We start from the raw sequence: 20087 nt of genomic DNA on the forward strand, positions 1-20087 counted from the left end.
GTGGGTGGCGACAGCAGTGGGTCTCAGTCCAAGACGTGTGGAAAATGCTTCGCATCCCACTCGTCAAGCCGGAACATCACCTTACCGTATTCGAGAAGTTTGTCGGTTGGCCGATAAGGACGCGTCGAAACTTCGACGTCCGATGCTACATCACTTGGCATCAAGTGAAAATGCTCGTTGGTCTCACTGAGGGCCAGCAGTTCCTTGACCAGAAGGTCTCGGCCTTTGGGATTGAGCCATAGCTCGAATTCACACGCCGAATTGATATCCAAAGTAATTCGAGCTGCCATGGCGGCTTCTCCTCAATTCTGCAGCCTCACCCCCAGCATCACCACCGTCCCCTGCGAGCTCGATCCCGGCTGGTTCGAATCCAGGATGTCGTGACGCAGCGTGCCCTTGACCCAGAGGTTGCGGTTGAGCTTGTAGATCAGGTTGCCTTCGAGCGAGTAGGTTTTGTCGTTGCGGCCCTGGTTCTGGTAGTCGTACGTGCCGTAGGTGAACTTGCCGATGGCGGTGAGCCAGCGGCGGAAGTCGTGGTCGACTTCGGCGGCATAGGTGTGCACGAGCACGCCGGATGAGCCGGGGACCGTGGTCTCGTTGATCTGCGTGTCGGTGAAGAATTTGACCGTGGTGAGACCGCTCGCATACCAGATCAGCGAGCCCGCGGTGAGGAAGCCCGAGAGCTGGCTGAGGCGCGGGTCGACATAGTTGCGCGCGGAGTAGCCGACCGAGATCTCTCCCGTGAGAATGCGCGAGAACTCAAAGGACGAGCCGACCTTGGCATAGCCGCCGTTTGAATCGCGCAAGTAGCCGTTGCGGTCGGCGGCCTGATCGTGGACGCGGGTGTCGCCCTCAATTTCGACGAAGGGTTTGAGGCCCGGCTTCAGCTCGTAGGAGAAGCGCCCGACGCCGCCATATTGGTTGAAGTCGCGGTCGTTATTGCCAGAGGTCGAGCCGTCGGTGAGCTTTGAATCCGTGTAGGCGGTGCGGTCGACGGTGGCGCCGGCGGCGACCTGGAAGCGGTTGAAGGTCTGGTCGAAGCCGATCGTCGTGCCATAGCTGGCATAGACCGGATATTTCTGCAGGCCGGCCTGCACGTTCGGGCTGCCGGGATTGTCGGTGGCGAGCCGCAGGCGCAGCTGCGAGGTCAGCTTGAGATCGCGGTCGACGTCGAGGCGGCCGTCGACATGGCCGGTGAAATCGGGCCGGTCGATGTCGACCGGCGAGGGCGAGGCAAAGCCGTTGATCGTCGCCGGCATGTTGTTGGTGTAGCCCGAGAACGAGCCGCGCAGGTCAGCGACCAATGCGTGGCGCTCCCAGTCGGAGATCACGAGGAGGTCAGGCGCGACGACATAGGCCGGCGAGCCGACCGGCTTGTTCAGGCGCGCCGGATTGGTGTCGTAGCCGGCGGAGAGCTCAAGCCCGCCCTTGATCAGGAAGCTGCCGGCATAATCGCCGACCGCGCCGAACGCATCGTCATCGGCTTTGAGGCGGCGGCGCAGCGGCTGTCCGGGCACGATGCCGGCCATCGCCGGGGCGACCGGTGTCTTGTGCGCGGTCTCGGACGGCGGCGGCGCGATGCGCGGCGGGCCGAGCGTCGTCACCGGCGTTGCGGGCGGTGGCGGCGAGCCGGGCCCGAGCGGGCGCTTGGGCTTGGCCTGGCCGGGATAGAGCTTTGGCTGCTGCCGTTTGCGGTTGAGCGAGTCGTAGCCGGAGCTGCTTGCGCCATTGGCGGCGGGCAGACCGTAGGTCGGGACCTGACCGGCTGTGTTTTGGCCGAGGCGCGAAGTCGTCGGCGCCTGCTGGCGCTTGCGCGGATCGGCACCGGGATCGGGCAGCGTCGGCAACGCGTCCGAGGGGGCCTGCGGCACGCCCGCCGTGCGGCGGGTCGGCAGCGTGTCGGGCGAGGCGAAGCCGCCGCGATTGGGATTGAACAGGTCGGGCGTGAGGCTCTGGGCGGTCGCCGGGCTGCTTCCGAGGGCCGTCAGCGCAAGGCACGGGACAAGGCACGGCAAAGCCGCACGCAGCAATTGCGCGCGTTTGCTCCGGCGCATGCCTGGAGACGACCCCACGATGGAATAACCCCAACGAAATCAAGTACTTTCATGATGGCCTCCCACCCGCTGGCGGGAACCATCGTTAATGGACTTAAAACAATTATGGTTAATGACCGGTTGAGGGCATTTGCGGCCGCGTCGCCTCACCCGCCCGAGCGTGCTAAGCAGGCGCCAACGGGCGAACGCCCCACCTCCCGGGACCTGATCATGCAGAGTTCGAAACCGCTGATGACCCAATCATCCGGCCCCATTCCTGATAGCGTCGAATCCGCGCTCCGCACGCTGGAGACGGAGAGCGGCGGCATCACCGCGCTCGCTGCAGCGCTGCGCGGCCCGTTGGGGGTGACCTTCGCCAAGGCGGTCGATCTAATCCGCAACGCCAAGGGCCGCGTCATCGTCACCGGGCTCGGCAAGTCCGGCCACATGGCGCGCAAGATCGCGGCGACACTGGCCTCGACCGGCACGCCCGCCTTTTTCGTTCACACCGCGGAAGCCGCCCATGGCGACCTAGGCATGATCACCGCGGACGACGTCATCATGGCGCTGTCCTGGTCCGGCGAGCAGCCGGAGATGAAGACGCTGGTGAACTATTCGGCCCGCTTTGCCATTCCCATGATCGCGGTGACGTCGAACGCCATGTCCTCGCTGGGCCAGGCCGCCGACATCGTGATCGAGCTGCCGAAGGCGCGCGAGGCCTGCCCGCACAATCTGGCGCCGACCACCTCGACCATGATGCAGGTCGCGATCGGCGATGCCATCGCGATCGCGCTGCTCGAAGGCCGTGGCTTCACCGCGCTGGAGTTCGCGCATTTCCATCCCGGAGGCAAGCTGGGCGCGATGCTGAAATTCGTCCGCGACTACATGCGCACGGGCGCCGAGATTCCGTTAAAGCCGCTCGGCACCAAGATGTCGGATGCGGTGGTCGAGATGTCGGCCAAGGGCCTCGGCTGCGTCTGCATCGTCGATGAGGCCGGCGGGATCGCGGGCATCATCACCGATGGCGACCTGCGCCGTCACATGCGCCCCGATCTGCTGACGGCGTCGGTCGACGAGATCATGACCAGGCAGCCGAAGACCGTGCCGCCCTCGATGCTCGCCACCGAGATGATCGAGGTGCTGAACACAAGCAAGATCACGACACTGATCGTGACCGACGCGGACGAGGTGGTCGGCATCGTGCATCTGCACGACCTCTTGCGGGCGGGCGTGGCGTAGTCCTACCGCCACCGGGCGCGGGACAAGCCCGGGCACATCAGCTCACAGCGTCTTCAGATACTCGATCAGCTCGTAGCGCTCGTCGTCGTCCTTGAACATGCGGCCGATCACGCCGTCGCGTCGCGGCTCGCCGTCCCTGAGCTCGAATGAATGGCCGAGCACGCTGTTGCCCTGGATCGGCTTGCCGTCGGGTCCGGTCATGGAGAACTGCGTTTCGCCTGTCTTGCAGCGCTCGTCGGCGGTGACGGCGAAACCGACGGCCACGGGATCATAGTCGCGGCGGCCCATGCAGAATTTGATCGGGCGCTCGTTCTGCGGCTTCAGCAGCCAGTACAGCGAAGGCACCGAGCCGTTGTGCAGGTAGGGCGCCGTCGCCCAGATGCCGTTCAGCGGGCGCGCGCGATAGCGCGCTCCCCCCGCCGGATTGAGGCAGTTCTTGCGCGCGAGATTCCACAGCTTCGCCCGCTCGGCGTCCGATAGCTTCTCGTCGTCCATCCATTTGCGGGCGACGAGGTCCACCACTGTCATCAACCCGAGCGCATAGACCATCTCGTTGGGCGAGGTGCTCGCGGTCGGGACCTCGCATTGCCACCATGTCTGCAGGTCCGCCGTATTCACCTTCAGGAAGCCGGGGACATCGATGATCCTGTTGCTGAGCACGAGTGTCTGCTCGGGGTCGGTGTTGATCTCCTTGAGGGGAATCGTGACCGCGTTCAGCACCTTGCTGTCGCCGCTCGGCTCCCAACGTTTTGACGACCAGAACGCCGGGGTGTCGATCGCCGGCAGATGGCATCCGGCACACATCTCGGCGTAGATCTTGCGGCCCTTCTCGACCTTGTCCCTGTCGATCCTCCAGGCATCGCCGAGTATCTGCGAGGGCCATTTCGGCGACAGCAGGCCGCCGAATTTCGGACCGGTGGCGGGATCGGGCGACTTGAAGGGATCGGGACCCCTCAGCATGTCCTCGATCCAGCCGAGCGTGTTGACGTGAACCGAGGAGCGCCAAATCCGGTCGTCCGGATAGGCGTCAGACAGGTTGAGCAGCGCCGTCACGCCGAGCGCTTCGCCGGCGTTGCGGATCAGCGGCTGCTCGATCGAGGCGTCGTATTGGGCGAACTTGAACCACGGCACGGTCCAGATCGGGGGATAGCTCACCGGCGCGTCCTGGGCGTGCAGGTTCTTCTCGAATCCCCTGACCCCGCTCAACGTGAGATCCTGCGAAAAGACCTGGTTGCCGATGCGATTGAGGGCGTCGAGGCGGCCGAAGCCTTCCTCGGTGTCCTTCTGCTGCCTGCCGTTCCAGGTCTTCTTGCCTTCGATCGTCTCGTTGTACGTGTCCTGCCAGCCGATCAGGAACTTGCCGATCGCGCTGAGCTTCTGCTTGAGCGCGTCGCGATCCGCCTTGCCGGCTTCAGTGCCGAGCACGCGATCGGCGAAGCGGTCGAAGCGGAACGGGACGTACAGCGTGTAGGCGATCGACAGGCCGGTGGCGAGTTCGAGCTTCTTCAGGTCGGTCATGGCCGGGCCGCCGTCGAAGCGCACGTCGATGCCCTGGTAATGGATCTGGCCGGTGTGGCAGGCGGCGCAGGTCAGCCCGATCTTGTCCTCCTCGCGTCGTCCGCTCGCGGGATCGACGACGCCGGTCATCCGCGCGAAGCCGACCGGCAGGCCGTCGACGTTCTCGGCCGGCGTCCATCTCGTCGACCAGTCCGGCACCTGCGTCGTGTCATAGACGTTGGCGTAGCCGAAGCGGCGCAGCGTCGTCGCGTCGGTCTGGACCGATTGCGGGCTTGGGATGAAGCCGAAGCTTTCGAGATAGGCGCTGTCCTTGATCATGCCCGGCTTCGAGAACAGATGCAGCCGCGGCTGCTCCAACGCCACGAACCAGTCATAGGGTACCGGGAAGGTCGCAGTGCCCTGGCTCGCATGGTGAAACCAGTGCCGGTCCTTCAGCGACCAATTTTGCTCCAGCCAGAAAGCGGCCTTGGTTTCGGGTACCGCGGGCAGGGGCGGCGGCAGGAGCTGCGCCAGGATTCCCTTCTGCGGCAGCATGGCGCGAACCTGGTTGGGGAATTCGGCGACCGCAACGAGCGCGACGAGAGCGGCGGCGAGGAAGAGCCCCACGATCCCGAGGGCCCAGCGAAACCTGAGCGCGCAGGCCGACAGCAGCGGCTGTGACACGATCCGCTGGGTGATCCTGACGGGGAATTTGCGCTCGTTGAACAGCGTGCGCACGTCGGCGACGCTGAGATAGAGCTCTGCCTTCTTGCCGTCGACCTTGCCCTTGCCCATGATCTTCAGCAGCACGGGCCATTCGAACTGCATCAGCACCGGGTAGTACCAGCGCGCGGCGCTGCCGGCGCGCTTGAGATTGTCATGCATGAAGGTCTTGATTTCCGCGGCGTTGAGGCCGGGCTCGCTGACGCCGGTGTTCGGGTCGGTGTAGGTCCGGCCGAAGCTCTGGAGGCGCGCGATCTCGTCCTCGTTGACCTTACCATCGACGCCGAGAATGCGCGAGCCGGCGCCCAGCTTATCCAGCGGGCCGCCACGCAGCGCGTCGAGCTGCGGGCCGGACCAGATGCTTTTCAGGATGTGACTGAAACCGTTGGCGATGGTCGCAACGCCGCGGACCTGGATGCGGGCCCAGATCTTCTTCAGTCCGTTCTCGCCGCTCGCATTCGCGATGGTCTGCGACAGCGTGTTGAGCAGGACGGTCCCGCCATCGACAAAACCTTCGCCGACGAGGCCGCGCAGGAATGGGCAAGGATTGTCTGGCGAGACTGGGATTGAGGGGGCAAAGGGCGGCTTCGAAACAGGGTCGTGCATGGCCCAAATCCTGAAAACAGCGAATCGTGAAATGACGCGCCGATAAAGCGCGAAAAGTCCTAACAAACCGGCAGCGCACTATACTACTTCAGCGTGTAGCGAAGTGTGTCCGAATTCACTGTCGTGTCAACAAGGGCAGGTGCGAGCGTCACCGAAAAGACGGAGGGGATCGCAGGAGGCCGCCGCCTGCCTTTCAGGATTCAGCGGCGCGTTTGACGTCGCTCTGGACCAGCGTCAGCTTGCCAAGCGGCACGCCGGCCTTCAGCAGTCCCTCGCGATAATGGGCGATGTCCTCGGGCCGCTTCCAGTGGAAGTTGCGCAAGTGCCTGTCGACGTTCAGCGTCGGATAATTTGTCATCAGCACGCGGGCGGCTTCGCTAGCCTCGTCGCTTCGTCCGAGCTGCGCCAATGCGGCGGCCCGGATCGCCAGCGCCTGCATGTGATTCGGGTTGATGTAGAGCTGCTCGCGCGCCCATGACAGCGTCGCGTCATATTGGCGCAACAGATAATGGCTGAACGCGTTCAATGCCGCCCATTGGTAGCGCGGGTCGCTGTTGTCGCGTTGCGCGGCCATCGAGAACAGCTCGATCGCCTCGCGGTGCTCGCCGACCATGAAATGGCAGATGCCGAGCACGCCGCGTGCGCCCATGTCGTAGGGATTGAGCGCGACCGCGCGCTTGGCGGCGTCCATGGCCGCCTCGTGATGACCCTCCAACGCGTGCGCCCAGGTCAGGATCGAGAACGCAAAGGAGGAGCGCGGATCGAGCCGGACGCTGGTCTCGGCGAGGTTCATCGCCTCGGCCCACATCTCGCGCGTGCCCTTGACCCAGCCGAACTGGATGCTCTGGATCTGGATCGTGGCGAGATAAGCATGCGCGATCGACAATTTGGGATCGAGCCTGATCGCCTCCCGGAACAGGTCAACGGCGGTGGCGAGGTCCTCCTTGGTCTGCCGGTAGTAATGCGACAGTCCCTTGAGGAAGCGGTCCCACGCGGTCACGTCGGCGGAGGGCCGTGCCGGCGCCGAGGCTTCGGCGCGAACGATCTCGGTGGCGATGGCGGCGGACAGATTTGTGGTGATCTCGTCCTGCATCGCGAAGAGGTCGCCGATGTCGCGGTCGTAGCGGCCGGTCCAGAGCTGCTCTCCGGTCTCCGGCGCGATCAGCTCGGCGGTGACGCGGATCTTTGCGCCGGCGCGCCGCACCGAACCCTGGATCAGATAGGTGGCGTCGATCTCGCGCGCGATCAGGCGGGTCGAGGCATTCTTGCCCTTGAAGGCGAAGGTCGAGTTGCGGCTCAGCACGCGATAGAACGATTGCAGCGCCAGCGCGTGGATCAGATCCTCGGTCAGGCCGTCGGAGAAATATTCGTCCTGGGCGTCGCTGAGATTGGCGAAGGGCAGCACGCCGACGATCGCGGTGCGGTACTGCTGCGACAGGACGGACGCCTCCCGCAGCTCGGGGACGAGCGCCGGTGCGTTCTCGGGCGTCCAGGTGAAGACCCCGACCGAGTCCTTGATATTCTTGAAGCGATGGTTGCCGGCATCGGTCAGCGGCACCTGAAGATGCTTGCTCGCCTCCCGGTAGGCCTTGGCCGAGATCGCGAAGCCGCCGGGGCTCGCCACCGCTTCGAGGCGGACGGCGATATTGACGTCGTCGCCGAAGACCTCGTCCTCGTCGGCGATGACATCCCCCATGTGGATGCCGAGCCGGAACTGCATGGCGCGGTCGGCTGGCAGATGGTGGTTGCGCTCCGCCATCAGCGTTTGCATCGCGATCGCCGCCTCGGTGGCGCCGACGATGGAGGGGAATTCCAGCAGGAAGCCGTCGCCGGTGTTTTTGACGACGCGGCCGCCGTGATTGAGGATAATGGGGTGAATCGCGCTGCGATGGGCTTTGAAGGCGGCATGGGTGCCGGCCTCGTCGCTGCCCATCATGCGCGAATAGCCGGCGACATCGGCGCAGACGATGGCGGCCAGACGTCTTTCCATAGCCCCGGAGCTCCAAGGGATCGGGGACCGGCCACGGCGTGGCAGTCGCCTCGAATCCCGCATTTCAAGAACCCTGCCTTTATAGAGCAGATGCGGCCGAGCGAAAGTATGATCCGCATTGCAAATTCGAGGTAAATTTGACGCATGCCGGTGGTGGACGGGGGCGGGCGAACCGACTAAGCCCAAATCCTTCGGCAGGCGGCCGGGCAGGGCACCTCACATGCTGGGTATTCACGAGATCTGGCTCTTCATCCTGTCGGGCATATTGCTCAACATCGCGCCGGGGCCGGATACCGTCTATGTGATCGGCCGCAGCATGCAGATGGGCTGGCGGGGCGGCGCCGCGGCCGCACTCGGCATCAGCTGCGGCTGCTTTTTCCACGTCGCGGGCGCCGCGATCGGCCTTTCGGCCCTGCTGATGGCCTCGTCCACCGCGTTCTCGATCCTGAAGCTGGTCGGCGCGGCCTATCTCATCGTCACCGGGCTTCAGATGCTGTGGTCGCGCCCGGTGCTGGCGCCGGCCATCGACGAGCCGGCGCGGAGCTCGCTGCGGCGGGTGTTCCTCCAGGGCGTCTTCACCAACGCGCTCAATCCCAAGGTCGCGCTGTTCTTCCTGGCCTTCCTGCCGCAATTCGTCGCGGCTGACGCGCCGCACAAGCCGCTCGCCTTCCTGACGCTCGGCCTGATCTTCATCTCGACGGGAACGCTGTGGTGCCTGGTGCTGGCCGCGTTTGCGGCCAAGGCCGCGCATCGCTTGCGCAGCTCCGAAGGCGCGATCGCCTGGGTCAACCGCGCGCTCGGCGGCCTCTTCATCTATCTCGGCATCCGCGTCGCCATGCTGGAGACGCGGTAACGCGCGTCTAGACGAACTCCTTCGCCAGCGCACTGCCAGCCAGATAAAGGCCGAGCAGGATCATCGCGATCAAAAACCAGCGGCGAAACGCTTCGGCCGGCATCCGCGCCCGGACTGACTGGCCGATGAACATGCCAGCAAAGGCCATGGCCATCGCGATGGCGCTCGGCACCGCATTGGCCGGCGTCAGCAATCCGCCGGCAGTGAGATTGAAGGCGAGCGCCAGCGTCGCGGTGGTGAAGAACACGCCGAGCGCCTGCACCAGTTCGTCCTTCTCCATGCCGATCGCCTGCATGAACGGCATCGAGGGGATCACCTGCACGCCGGTCGAGGCCGAGATCACACCGGTGATCACACCGACCACGCCGCCGACCCATTTCTCGTTCTCAGGGGCGACGTGAAACTTGAATTTGCTGAGGCCGATGACAGCGTAGATCACCAGCAGGACGCCGAGCACCACGGTGCCGTAGCGCGCATGGGGGCCGGTCAGCGCGCCCGCATTGAGCCAGCAGCCGATCACGGTGCCGATCATCAGCGGCCACAGCCGTCTCAGGATGTCGCGCAAATGGGGGCCGACAAAAGTCTGCCAGATGTTGGTGACAATGGCGGGCACGATGACGATGGCGATCGCCCGGCTGGGCGCCGTGCTCACCGCGAGCAGGCCCATGGACACGGTCGGCAGGCCGAGCCCGACCACGCCCTTGACGAATCCGGCGATCAGGAAGACGGCGGCAACGGCAATGAGAAGGGGGTCGATCATAGCGGGCACATTGACCGAAGCTGCATCCCGGCACAATCTGGAGGTTCCGGAGACAGCCTTCGTACGTGACGAAGGCTAGCTTGGAGGAAACAAGAGTGCGCTTCGATCTCGTCGATCTCCAGCTCTTCATCGCCGTCGCCGACCAGCGCAGCATCACCCGCGGCGCCGAGCGCTCGCATCTGGCGTTGGCCTCCGCCAGCGCGCGCATCAAGGGGCTCGAGGATGCGTTGGGCGTCGCGCTGCTCAAGCGCGGGCGCCGCGGCGTCGAATTGACCGCGGCGGGCGAGAGCCTGCTCGACCACGCACGGCTCGTCATTCACCAGATCGACGCCATGCGCGGCGATCTCGCCGGCTTTGCCAGCGGCGTGCGCGCCAGCGTGCACCTCCTCGCCAACACGTCGGGCCTGTCGGAGCATCTGCCGAAGGCGCTCGCCGGCTTCCTGCGCGAGCATCGCGATGTCGCCATCGACATCGAGGAGCGTGAAAGCACCGACATTGCGGCGGCCATCACCGCAGGCGCCGCCGAGCTCGGCTTCGCCGCCGAGCACGCGCTGCCCGATCATATCGAACGCTTCCCGTTCAGCGAGGATCGTTTGACGCTGGTGACGTCCAAACGCGGTCCGTTCGCCGGCCGCCGCCAGATCGATTTCCAGGAGGCGAGCTCTTGCGAGTTCGTCGGGCTCACCAGCGCCACGGCGCTCCAGATGCATATTTCCAAGCACGCCGCGCGGCTCGGCATGCGCCCGCATTTCCGCGCGCGCTTGCGCGATTTCGATGCGATCTGCCAGATGGTCGCCGCCGATGTCGGCGTCGCACTGGTGCCGGAATCCGCCGCCCGCCGCTGCGCCAAGCTGATGCCGCTCGCCATGGTCCGCCTGCGCGATGCATGGGCCAATCGCCGCCTCGTGATCTGCGCGCGCAGCTTCAAGGCACTGCCGCGCCCGGCGAAGATGCTGGTGGAGCATCTGCGCGCGGCGGCGGTGTGAGGTGATTGAGCAAACTCGTCATGCCGGGACAAGCCCGGCCATGACGGTGCGGCAACAGAGCCACTTACTTCGCCGTCTCGACGCGCGCGTCCTTGATCACCTGCGCCCACTTCCTGGTCTCATCGGCGATGAACTGCCGGAAATGTTCCGGCTCATCACCAACGAGCGTCGCGCCTTGCTGGCTGAGCTTTTCCTTCACCAGTCCAAGAAACAAATTCAACCAGCGGCCTGCGCGAGATGGTCATGCAAGCCTCCTGCTCACGTTTGTCATTGGTTGAGCAGCCTCAAGGCTTCTTCATGAACTCTGGCGTCGCCGGCGGCAACGATGCGGCCGCCGCCTTGCGCCGGCTTGCCTTCCCAGGTGGTGACGACGCCGCCGGCGCCGGTCACTATCGGGATCAGGGCCGCGATGTCGTAGGGCTTCAGCTCGGTCTCGACCACGAGGTCGACATGACCGGCCGCCAGCATGCAATAGGAGTAGCAATCGCCGCCATAGCGCGACAGCCGCGCGCCCTGCTCGATCCGGCCGAAAATGGCACGGTCGCGCTCGTTCATCAGCAGCGGAGAGGTGGTGTAGGTGGTCGCCTCCGACAGCGAGGCGCAGCGGCGGACCTGGAGCCGGCGCTCGCCGGAGGGCCCTTTATAATTGGCCGAGCCGTTGTCGCCGGAAAAACGCTCGCCGATGAAGGGCTGGTGCATCATGCCGTAGACCGGCGTGCCCTTGTGCAGCAGCGCGATCAGCGTGCCCCAGATCGGAAAGCCGCCGATGAACGACTTCGTGCCGTCGATGGGGTCGAGCACCCAGACGTAGTCGGCATCCTCGCGCTCGTTGCCGAATTCCTCGCCGACGATGCCGTGCTGGGGGAAGCTCGCCTTGATCAGCCGCCGCATCACCGCTTCCGCGGCGCGGTCGGCTTCGGTGACGGGATCAAAATCCTTGGTCTTGCTCTTGTCGTCGATCGACAGCGAGGTGCGGAAGAACGGCAAGATGGTCTCGCCGGAGGCGGTGGCGAGCCGTCCGATGAAGGCGGAGAAGTCGATCACCGTCACGGCGTATCCTCGAAGCGAAAGTCGGATGAAGCTCGCCTCTAGCTAGCTCAATTCGCCTGCCGCGTGCAGCGCTGTCTTGATTTGGCCCCTGGTATTTTGAATGCCGCGGATGACTGCCTCAGCTCAGTCATATCCTGGCCAAATATCGATCACGGAGTTGAAAACTTAGTTCCGAATATGCCTTGTTCGTATGCAAACAACTATCAACCCATTGAATTTCCTTATTAAACAAACTGAATCTGGGTTTCTCTTAGAGCAATTGAGCCATGTGCATATTGCATGGGAAATGGCTCAAAAGCCCTTGCACTTTGTGCGGCGCGGCCGCATATTGTTGCGGTGCGGTAGCGCTTCGCGTTACCGCTGCCCTCCTTGGGCGTTTCCTCCCTAGACTTGGGCCGCTTCTTCATCAGAAGCGGCCCTTTTTTCTTGTCGCCGCCGTTTTCATTTTCGCGCGCGCTGGGCCGCGAAGCGAAAACGCGTTCGCGCCAATCGCGCGCGGTGCGATCGTTCGAGACAAGCTGTCGTCTATTCCGCTGCGGCCTGGAACGGGCCGAGATCGCCGAACGGGATCGTCGTCGCCAGCACGTCGGCAAGCACACCGAAATCGGACGCGACTTGCGCAAAGCGCGGACCGCGCTCGCGATGCCGCTCGTCCATGTAGATCGCGCGGTTGAGCTCAAGCTGCACGGCGTGCAGGCCGCTTGCGGGGTTGCCGTAATGCTCGGTGATGAAGCCGCCGGCGTAGGGCTTGTTGCGGCCGATCGAATAGCCGAGCCCGCCCAAGGTCTCCTCGACCCGGTCCGGCAGCAGCGGCGTGCAGCTGGTGCCGTAGCGGTCGCCGATCACGACGTCGGGCCGGCGCGGCTCGTCCCTGCTGACGCCAACCGACGGCATCGAGTGGCAATCGACCAGCACCACGGTGCCGAACATCTGGTGCACCTTGTTGATCAGCCGCCGCAGCGCGCGATGATAGGGCTTGTACAGCGTCTCGATCCGCGCCAGCGCATCGTCGACCAGGATGCGGTCGCGGTAGATTTCCTGGCCGTCGCCGACCACGCGCGGAATGGTCCCGAGACCACCCGCGACCCGCATCGAGCGGGTGTTGGCGAAGCTCGGCAGGCGCCCGGTGAACATGCGGGGATCGAGCTCATAGGGCTCGCGATTGACGTCGACATAGGAGCGGGGAAAGTTGACCCGCACGGTCGGAAAGCCGCGCGCGCTCAAATGGCCGATCAGCTCGTCCATGAAGGAATCTTCGGACCGCCGCAGCGTCGGCAGATCAATCCGCGAGGCTGTCAGGAATTCGTCCGGATAGGTCGAGCCGGAATGGGGCGAGTTGAAGATGATTGGCGCGCGCCACTCGGCGGGCTCCACGATCTCGAAGGCTGGCGACACCTCGCCGTCAAACCGCGTCATCTTCTCAGGCTTCGTCCCTTCGCCGCACGATCCGGGGCCCCCGGATCGAATGATTCGGCCGGTCGAACGGCTCTTATGTGTCGCCATTGTCCGGAATCGCAACCATTCTGCCAAGCGAAAAGATGTGACGGGCACTGGAACTTGTCTTAACCGTGCAGCCATCGAGGTGGGGATCGGCGCGGCCGGCTTGATTGATTCGCAGCTCGATCGGGTTCACAAGGAGCCGGCAGCGCGGGCCGCGAGGGTAAAGATTTTCACCCCAAATTTACCGTCTATCGGGCTTAGTGACTTCTGCTGATATCCTCTGGGGATTCGACGTTTCCTGCCATGCCAAAGATCCTGCTCGCCGAAGACGACAACGACATGCGCCGTTTCCTGGTCAAGGCGCTGGAAAACGCCGGTTTTCAGGTCTCGTCCCACGACAACGGCATGGCCGCCTATCAGCGGCTCCGGGAAGAGCCGTTCGAGATGCTGCTGACCGACATCGTGATGCCGGAAATGGACGGCATCGAGCTCGCCCGCCGGGCCTCGGAACTCGACCCCGACATCAAGATCATGTTCATCACGGGTTTTGCCGCGGTCGCCCTGAACTCGGATTCGGACGCCCCCAAAAATGCCAAGGTGCTGTCCAAGCCCGTGCATTTGCGCGAATTGGTTAGCGAAGTGAACAAGATGCTGGCGGCCTAAATCAGGCCCGTTCCGTCCTTGCGCACGCTCCCCTGAGCCGTTATAGGGACCCCACCCGACGCAAGTGGACTTTTAGGGCACGTAGCTCAGCGGGAGAGCACTACCTTGACATGGTAGGGGTCACAGGTTCGATCCCTGTCGTGCCCACCATCCTCTTCAATGACTTAGTCGCCTTGCGCCTGAGGCCTGAAGAGGTGGTTTCGACGCTTCCTCTATGTCGAACAAGGGCTCGAAGAGGAGCGCGCGGAATCGCACGAGGCTGGGCACAGAAGTTAAAAGCCAACCGGAGATCATCGCGTAGCGTCTGCGGGACGGACCGCCAAGGTGAAGTGAAAAGTCGCGCCGCGAGGCAGGCTAGGGGTCGCCCACAAGCGCCCGGCATGAGCTTCAACAATGGAACGGCAGATGGACAGTCCCACACCGAGCCCACCCGGCTTCGTCGTGTAAAAGGGGGTGAAGACGTGCTCGGGATTCTCCACTGCCAACCCCGGTCCCGAGTCCTGCACCTCGACAAGAATACGGTCAGGGTCGACCGCACGGGTGGCGATAAGCAACCTTCTGGCGTCGTCCGCCACAGTGCCCATTGCCTGGACGGCATTGACAATCAGATTGAGGATGACTTGCTGCAATTGGACACGATCGCCCTGCACAAGCGGTAAGCTGTGTGCAAGTTCCGTCTGTACCGAGACGCCGTTCTTCATCGCTTCGCCGCGGGTAAGCTCAATCACGTCCCGGATCGCCTCGTTAATGTCCAAACTATCCTTTCGGGGCGGTGCTTTTTTGATGAGATCGCGAATTCGCTGGATGATGTCGCGGGCGCGCGCAGTATCGTTCATCACCCAGTCCAGTGATTGCCTGACCCTCTCTAGATCCGGTGGGTCTCTGTCGAGGAACCGCGCGGCCGCACTAGCATTCATGGATGCCGCGGCGACCGGCTGGCTTACTTCGTGGGCGATCGAGGCCGTCAGTTCGCCCATGGTGGCGAGGCGGTTGGCATGTGCCAACTCCCTCTGCATCTCGCGCAGGGCCTCCGTAGCGCGCTTCTGTTCGGTTATGTGGCGTCCCACGCCGCGATAACCGATGAACTGGCCGGACTTGTCGAAGACCGGCATCCCCGAGACGGAGACGTAGCGCTTCCGGCCGTCGCTCGTAGGGCGCGCGAGCTCGAAATCGCGGAACGGCAGGTGCGCATCGAGCGTCTCCCGATGCTTGCGCCAAGCCTCCTCGTCGGGCTCCAAGTAGGGCACTTCCCAGCGCGTTTTACCCAGTTCAGAGCCCGAGGCGGGCGCGTCAGCAATGGTTTCGGCGAACTCCTGGCGGATGAAGCGGTGGTTCGCATCTGATTCCCAGTACACGTCGAAAGAGAACTGTACGAGAGTTCGAAAGCGCTCTTCGCTCTCCCGCAGAGCCTCCTCGGACCGTTTACGCTCCGTCAGGTCGACGACAAAGGAGACACCTTGGTCCCGTTGCTCGTCGAACGCAGCCATTCCGATCAAGACCGGCACGCGACTCCCGTCCTTGCGGAAATACTCTTTCTCGAACGGCTGTACGCTCCCCATCTTCTTGAGTTCCGGGATCCACCATCGTTCGTGTCGGTCGAGCCATTCCGGTGGCGTCAGGGCAGTCCAGAGCAGGCGGCCAGAGGCGAGATCCTCACGATCGTACCCCACGATGCGCAGAAACGCGTCATTGGCCTCCAGAATGGGACCTTCAAGCTCCCAGATGATGATCCCGATGATGTTGGCGTCGACGAGGCGCCGGATCTTCGCTTCGCGTTCTCTGACATCGCGATACAGAGTCGCATTTTCCAGCGCGATTGCCGCTTGTGAGGCAAGCAATTTTAGAACCGCGACTCTCGCGGGAGCGAAAACGTCGGGTGTCAGTGTATTCTCGAGGTAGAGCACCCCGATAAGCTTCCCATGGTTGATCAGAGGCAAGCAAAGAATCGAACGAGGCTTGCGCTGACCAACGTAGGGGTCCGTAGCAAAAGGAGGTTGGCAAGCGGCATCTTCGAGAACAACACATTCTCTGGTCCGCATTACGTAATAGAGAACGGATTCCGGAAGGAGAGCCTCGGTCACCGCTGCATCGCGCAGTTCGACGGTCACTCTCTCGTCGGTTGTCGTGGCTTCCGCCTCGATGCGCGCCTCGTTGTTCTCGTGCGACAGGATCAACAGGCCCCGTTCAGCGCCTGCTTGTTCAATTGCCGTGTGCATAAGGGTCTCGATGAGCTTTTCCAACACCATCTCGCCTGCGACCGCTTCAGACACCTTGATCACGGTAGTGAGGTCGAGATGCTCGACTGGCGCCCCGATGGTGCTCATCGGGCCAGGCTCTGATCTCTCCTCCTTGAGGTACGGACGGATATTCTCAAGTTGCCGCACTTTGCCGTCGGCCCCCCAACGAACGTAGCACTCGCGTGCTTTTTGAAGATAGATGCGAGCAAACTCTTCGAAGCCACGCATGCCGTAAAAGCGCGCGGCCAATTCGTAAGCGAGTCCCTCGTGGTGGACGAAGCCGTTGCCGCGGGCGGAGCGGATGGCTTGTTCAAAAAGACACTCCGCTTCAAGTTCTCTGCCTTGGAGGCGCGCGATTTCTGCGCCGGCGAGGAGAGCGCGATTTGCGAAGCTCTCAGGGCAATTCTGCGCCCACAGTTCGAGCTGCTGATGATGGGCCCTCAGCGCTTCAAAATGCCCTTCCCGTTCTTCAGGGGAGGCAAAATCGCAGCATGCGGCGTGGGACAGTGCTGCATAGAACTCGTATTCCGCCGTTTCGAATAGCTGAGGTGGTGACCACGGTAGGCTCCGAGCCCTGGCTGCGGCGGCAACGGCCGACACATAGTCGCCGGCAAAGAAGCATGCTTGCAGCTTGCGGATCCAGTACCAGCTCTCAGGCAATGCGAGTGCCGGATCAGCGGCCAAATGCTGCTCGAACCGAAGCTCGTCGGAGTGATCGTCGTGAAGAGTGCCAAACCGGCGCGTCAGGCCGCGCAGCATCCGGATCAGCCCAAGCTGCGACTTTATGATGTCGCCGATGAGCGAAAATTTCGCTTTCTCGGTCAACTGCAATCCGTGCTCGGTTTCGCGTTGTGCTTCTGCAAGCGGATCGCCCGCCGCAAGGAAATTGGTGTTCAGGCTGGCGCAGCTGAAAGCCGCGAAAGTGATATCGCCACTGTTGCTCGCCGCCTCGAACGCGCGTCGAAACGCGTCTCGCGCATGCTGCAGGGGCTTTGTCCATGAAAGGACAAGGTTGCCATAGTTCAGGTAGGTCCGCGCTTGAACGAGCGAAAATCCGCGCCGCTCGACCAGCTCAGTGCCGATACGGCTCAATCGAAGCCCCGCCTCATAGTCGTCGAAGCGTGCGCCGGCAATGGCGCCGAACATGACGTAGGGAACGCACGAAGCATCGTTGTTCCCCCACTCCAGGCTGAAATCCACCGCTTTGATGACCACCAGCGAGCGAAGGTTCGTATCGGTGAAGAATGCGGGCGGCATGAGGGCCGTCAAAAGATCCAAGATGGCCAGTGCGAGCGGGTCGGTCATCAGTGGCAGATCCAACACCTCCTCGATGGCTCGGTCTCCGAGACGAGATCGGACGCGCTCGTACTCCTGTCGGACGTGATCGTCGCTTGGGTGGGCCACCCATCGAATCCCGAGTTGCTCCAGACAGCTGAGCCCGGCGCCAACCGCGCGGTCCGGCTTGCTGAGCGCCGTATACAGATCCACCAGCCGGCGTGCGACGACTGCAAGGTCAGTTGCACTCGCGATTCTCGTCGTCAGTTCCTGTAAGCGCTGTTCCGCCTCAACGACAGCGCCGGTCACGAACTCGCATTCGGCGCGCTGCAACTCGAGCGAAAAAGCAAGCCGCTGGAAGCGCTCCCAACGGTCGTGCGGTAACAATGCCGCGCCGGTCGCGGCGTAATTGAGCGACGCCGCGTAGGCCGCCGATGCCCTCGCGCGCAGGCTGGCTGTCAGATTGAACTCCGCAAGCTGCACGCGTTCATCTCGGGAGGTGATCAAGGCCGCGCCGCGATTGAGCTGATTGACGATCGCGAAGATCGCCTTCTCGCGCTTCTCCCCGAATGTCTGCGCCAGCAACTGCCGTCCGATTCGTAGATGGAGCGCCGCGCGTTGATGATCCGGGATCAGCGAGTAGCAGGCTTCTTGTATGCGGTCGTGGACAAACCTGTAGGCGCCGGCCTGTTGCTCGATCAATTCCTGGCGGACCGCTTCCCAGAGCGCCGCATGAACCTGCTGCTCGGAGCGCCCGAGGACGATCGAGAGTGTCGTGGTTTCGACAAAATTTCCGAGACAGGCCAACTCCCGCAGCGCGTTCTGTGTGTCAGCCGGCAGCTGTGCAAGCTTTGCAATCATCAAATCCACGACATTGTCGGTGTGACCCTTTGCGTGAATGCGGTCCAAATCCCAGCACCAGCACACCGCGTCATGATCAAAGCGGACGAGGCCTTCCGCGGCGAGTGCGTGGAGGAACTGATTCACGAAGAATGGATTGCCGGCCGTTTTATCGTGGATCAGATGCGCGAGCGGCGCCGCATGCAGCAAATCGCAGCCTAGAGCATCAGAAATCAGCCGCGAAATGTGTTCGCCGGCAAGCGGCGCAAGACTGATCTGCTGCACGTTTGCGCCAGCGTTCTCTAGGGCCTCAAGTCGCCGCCGTAGCGGATGGCCGGCGGTGACCTCGTTGTCCCGAAAGGAGCCGATCAGCATCAGGTATTCCAGATCGGTCCGGGTCAATAGATCCTCAACCAGATCGAGCGTGGCGGCGTCGGCCCACTGGAGATCGTCGAGGAAAAGTACCAACGGATGCTCGGAACGCGCGAATACCCCAATGAAGCACCGCAAGACGTGGTGGAAGCGGTTTTGTGCCTGCAAGGGCGACAGGTCAGGGACCGGCGGCTGCTCTCCCATGATCAGCCTCAATTCGGGAATCAGGTCGACTACAAGTCGGCCATTTGCGCGCAGCGCATCTTGAAAGGCTTGGCGCCAGTTCGCGAGCTCGGCGTCATTCTTGCTCAGAAGAGACCTCACGAGGCGCTGAAAGGCCTCGACCAGCATGGAATACGGAATATCGCGCTTGTACTGGTCGAACTTGCCCGACGCGAACAGTCCATGCGCCGGAACGAGCCGATGATGGAGCTCATTGACCACCGAGGACTTGCCGACGCCGGCACAGCCGGAAACCAGCACCAATTCCGGCACGCCACTCTTGAGCATGCTGTCGAACGCGCCCAGCAAGATGTCAATCTCGCGGTCTCTTCCATAGAGCTTTTCTGGGAGCAGCAGTCGGTCGGGCGCGTCATTTTGCCCGAGTGCAAAGTCTTCGATCCCGCGTCCGGTTTCCCATTCACGCAGGCACCGGCGTAGATCATGCTCGAGGCCCAGCGCGCTCTGATAGCGTTCCTCGGCGGACTTGGCGAGCAGCTTGAGTACTACGGCCGAGATTGCACTCGGTACAGTGCTCAAGCGCTCGCTGGGCGCTACCGGCTTTCTCGCAATATGGCAATGGACCCACTCCATTGAATGTGCCGCAGTGAACGGCAACGAGCCTGTCAGCATTTGATAGAGCGTCACACCAAGCGAGTAGAGGTCGCTACGGAAATCGATCGAGCGGTTCATCCACCCGGTCTGTTCGGGCGCCATGTAGGGGAGCGTGCCCACAATGAACTCGGGCGGGCCGGGCGTACGTCGCTCCCGGACGAGACGCGAAGCGATACCGAATCCGAAGAACCGGATTCGTTCGTCGTCGCAGTTTACCAGTATATGCGCCGGTTTCACGTCCTTGTGAACGAGGCCTCGCTGATGCACCTTGTTCAAGGCGCTCGCGATTTCGATCGCCAGTCGCAGAAAGCGTTCGATATCCATGGGCGCGCCAAGCAACTGCTCAAGTGGCTGGCCGCCAGGATACTCAAGCAGCAGAACAGGGTGACCGCCGTCGTACTCCAGCCCGAGCGGCTGCATTGCCCACGCGCCATCCAGCTGGTCCTTCAGTTCGAATTCGTGAGCCAGTCGATCGAGGATGCCGGAGGAAGCGTGCGTCGCCTTGGGAAGTACCGCCAATACAGCTCTGCAAGTGGCATTGGAATCCGGGCACGAAGCCCGGCAAAAGATCCGGGCATCGTCCTCCCATAGCAGTTGGAACCTGTTGTCCATGCGCGTCGAACCGAAAACGAGGGGTTCAACCGGAAGCCTCCAAGTGACCCAATGCAGGGCGAGGAGGTACTGTCCTG

General features: G+C 63.0%; 12 protein-coding genes, 1 tRNA gene and 1 pseudogene. 5 read left to right on the forward strand and 9 right to left on the reverse strand.

Features of this window, described 5'->3' with window-relative positions; translation table 11 throughout:
* Nucleotides 1–23 precede the first annotated feature (23 nt).
* Both ACVWY3_RS34485 and ACVWY3_RS34490 read right to left on the reverse strand, forming a co-directional pair.
* Nucleotides 24–290 (reverse strand): hypothetical protein, encoded by a 267-nt coding sequence (locus tag ACVWY3_RS34485; RefSeq protein ID WP_456842430.1) that lies wholly within the window; start codon nt 288–290, stop codon nt 24–26.
* 12 nt (nt 291–302) lie between these two features.
* Nucleotides 303–2072, reverse strand: coding sequence for an outer membrane beta-barrel protein (locus ACVWY3_RS34490; RefSeq protein ID WP_456842431.1), 1770 nt, complete (start codon nt 2070–2072; stop codon nt 303–305).
* Between the two features lie 192 nt (nt 2073–2264).
* Between ACVWY3_RS34490 and ACVWY3_RS34495 the strand changes: the two genes are divergently transcribed.
* Nucleotides 2265–3272 carry a KpsF/GutQ family sugar-phosphate isomerase gene (locus ACVWY3_RS34495; protein ID WP_456842432.1) on the forward strand — a complete coding sequence of 336 codons (1008 nt, stop codon included), beginning with the start codon at nt 2265–2267 and terminating at the stop codon, nt 3270–3272.
* A gap of 42 nt (nt 3273–3314) precedes the next feature.
* Here the strand turns inward: ACVWY3_RS34495 and ACVWY3_RS34500 are convergent, their stop codons facing one another.
* Complete coding sequence (locus ACVWY3_RS34500) at nt 3315–6098, reverse strand: di-heme-cytochrome C peroxidase (RefSeq protein ID WP_456842433.1); 2784 nt, start codon at nt 6096–6098, stop codon at nt 3315–3317.
* Between the two features lie 193 nt (nt 6099–6291).
* Nucleotides 6292–8088, reverse strand: coding sequence for an adenylate/guanylate cyclase domain-containing protein (locus ACVWY3_RS34505; RefSeq protein ID WP_456842434.1), 1797 nt, complete (start codon nt 8086–8088; stop codon nt 6292–6294).
* A gap of 220 nt (nt 8089–8308) precedes the next feature.
* On the opposite strand from ACVWY3_RS34505, the gene ACVWY3_RS34510 reads away from it, so the two are divergent.
* Nucleotides 8309–8941 (forward strand): LysE family translocator, encoded by a 633-nt coding sequence (locus tag ACVWY3_RS34510; RefSeq protein WP_456842435.1) that lies wholly within the window; start codon nt 8309–8311, stop codon nt 8939–8941.
* A gap of 7 nt (nt 8942–8948) precedes the next feature.
* Here ACVWY3_RS34510 and ACVWY3_RS34515 read toward each other — a convergent pair whose 3' ends face one another.
* Nucleotides 8949–9701: a sulfite exporter TauE/SafE family protein gene (locus ACVWY3_RS34515; RefSeq protein ID WP_456842436.1), complete on the reverse strand. Its 753-nt coding sequence runs from the start codon at nt 9699–9701 to the stop codon at nt 8949–8951.
* A 95-nt stretch (nt 9702–9796) separates the two neighbouring features.
* Between ACVWY3_RS34515 and ACVWY3_RS34520 the strand changes: the two genes are divergently transcribed.
* Nucleotides 9797–10687 (forward strand): LysR substrate-binding domain-containing protein, encoded by an 891-nt coding sequence (locus tag ACVWY3_RS34520; RefSeq protein WP_456842437.1) that lies wholly within the window; start codon nt 9797–9799, stop codon nt 10685–10687.
* 64 nt (nt 10688–10751) lie between these two features.
* On the opposite strand, the pseudogene ACVWY3_RS34525 reads toward ACVWY3_RS34520, so the two are convergent.
* The 3 genes and pseudogenes from ACVWY3_RS34525 to ACVWY3_RS34535 all read right to left on the reverse strand — a co-directional run.
* Nucleotides 10752–10886: pseudogene (locus ACVWY3_RS34525) on the reverse strand (tripartite tricarboxylate transporter substrate binding protein); the annotation flags it as partial.
* A 68-nt stretch (nt 10887–10954) separates the two neighbouring features.
* Complete coding sequence (hisN, locus tag ACVWY3_RS34530) at nt 10955–11737, reverse strand: histidinol-phosphatase (protein ID WP_027562920.1); 783 nt, start codon at nt 11735–11737, stop codon at nt 10955–10957.
* A 525-nt stretch (nt 11738–12262) separates the two neighbouring features.
* The gene (locus ACVWY3_RS34535) at nt 12263–13153 is read right to left on the reverse strand and encodes an N-formylglutamate amidohydrolase (protein WP_456842438.1); all 891 of its coding nucleotides are present in this window, start codon (nt 13151–13153) and stop codon (nt 12263–12265) included.
* A 327-nt stretch (nt 13154–13480) separates the two neighbouring features.
* Here ACVWY3_RS34535 and cpdR point away from each other — a divergent pair, with 327 nt between their 5' ends.
* Nucleotides 13481–13840: a cell cycle two-component system response regulator CpdR gene (gene cpdR / locus ACVWY3_RS34540; RefSeq protein ID WP_007597092.1), complete on the forward strand. Its 360-nt coding sequence runs from the start codon at nt 13481–13483 to the stop codon at nt 13838–13840.
* Nucleotides 13841–13915: 75 nt separating this feature from the next.
* A tRNA-Val gene (locus ACVWY3_RS34545) sits at nt 13916–13990 on the forward strand.
* A 140-nt stretch (nt 13991–14130) separates the two neighbouring features.
* Here the strand turns inward: ACVWY3_RS34545 and ACVWY3_RS34550 are convergent.
* Nucleotides 14131–20010: an AAA family ATPase gene (locus ACVWY3_RS34550; RefSeq protein WP_456842439.1), complete on the reverse strand. Its 5880-nt coding sequence runs from the start codon at nt 20008–20010 to the stop codon at nt 14131–14133.
* Between the last annotated feature and the right edge of the window lie 77 nt (nt 20011–20087).

The organism is Bradyrhizobium sp. USDA 4486 (assembly GCF_054057995.1).

Bases quoted from the DNA above. Each gene is read 5' to 3' on its own strand.
- ACVWY3_RS34485 (WP_456842430.1), bottom strand. From the start codon at position 290: ATGGCAGCTCGAATTACTTTGGATATCAATTCGGCGTGTGAATTCGAG.
- ACVWY3_RS34495 (WP_456842432.1), top strand. From the start codon at position 2,265: ATGCAGAGTTCGAAACCGCTGATGACCCAATCATCCGGCCCCATTCCT.
- ACVWY3_RS34500 (WP_456842433.1), bottom strand. From the start codon at position 6,098: ATGCACGACCCTGTTTCGAAGCCGCCCTTTGCCCCCTCAATCCCAGTC.
- ACVWY3_RS34505 (WP_456842434.1), bottom strand. From the start codon at position 8,088: ATGGAAAGACGTCTGGCCGCCATCGTCTGCGCCGATGTCGCCGGCTAT.
- ACVWY3_RS34510 (WP_456842435.1), top strand. From the start codon at position 8,309: ATGCTGGGTATTCACGAGATCTGGCTCTTCATCCTGTCGGGCATATTG.
- ACVWY3_RS34515 (WP_456842436.1), bottom strand. From the start codon at position 9,701: ATGATCGACCCCCTTCTCATTGCCGTTGCCGCCGTCTTCCTGATCGCC.
- ACVWY3_RS34535 (WP_456842438.1), bottom strand. From the start codon at position 13,153: ATGACGCGGTTTGACGGCGAGGTGTCGCCAGCCTTCGAGATCGTGGAG.
- cpdR (WP_007597092.1), top strand. From the start codon at position 13,481: ATGCCAAAGATCCTGCTCGCCGAAGACGACAACGACATGCGCCGTTTC.
- ACVWY3_RS34550 (WP_456842439.1), bottom strand. From the start codon at position 20,010: ATGGACAACAGGTTCCAACTGCTATGGGAGGACGATGCCCGGATCTTT.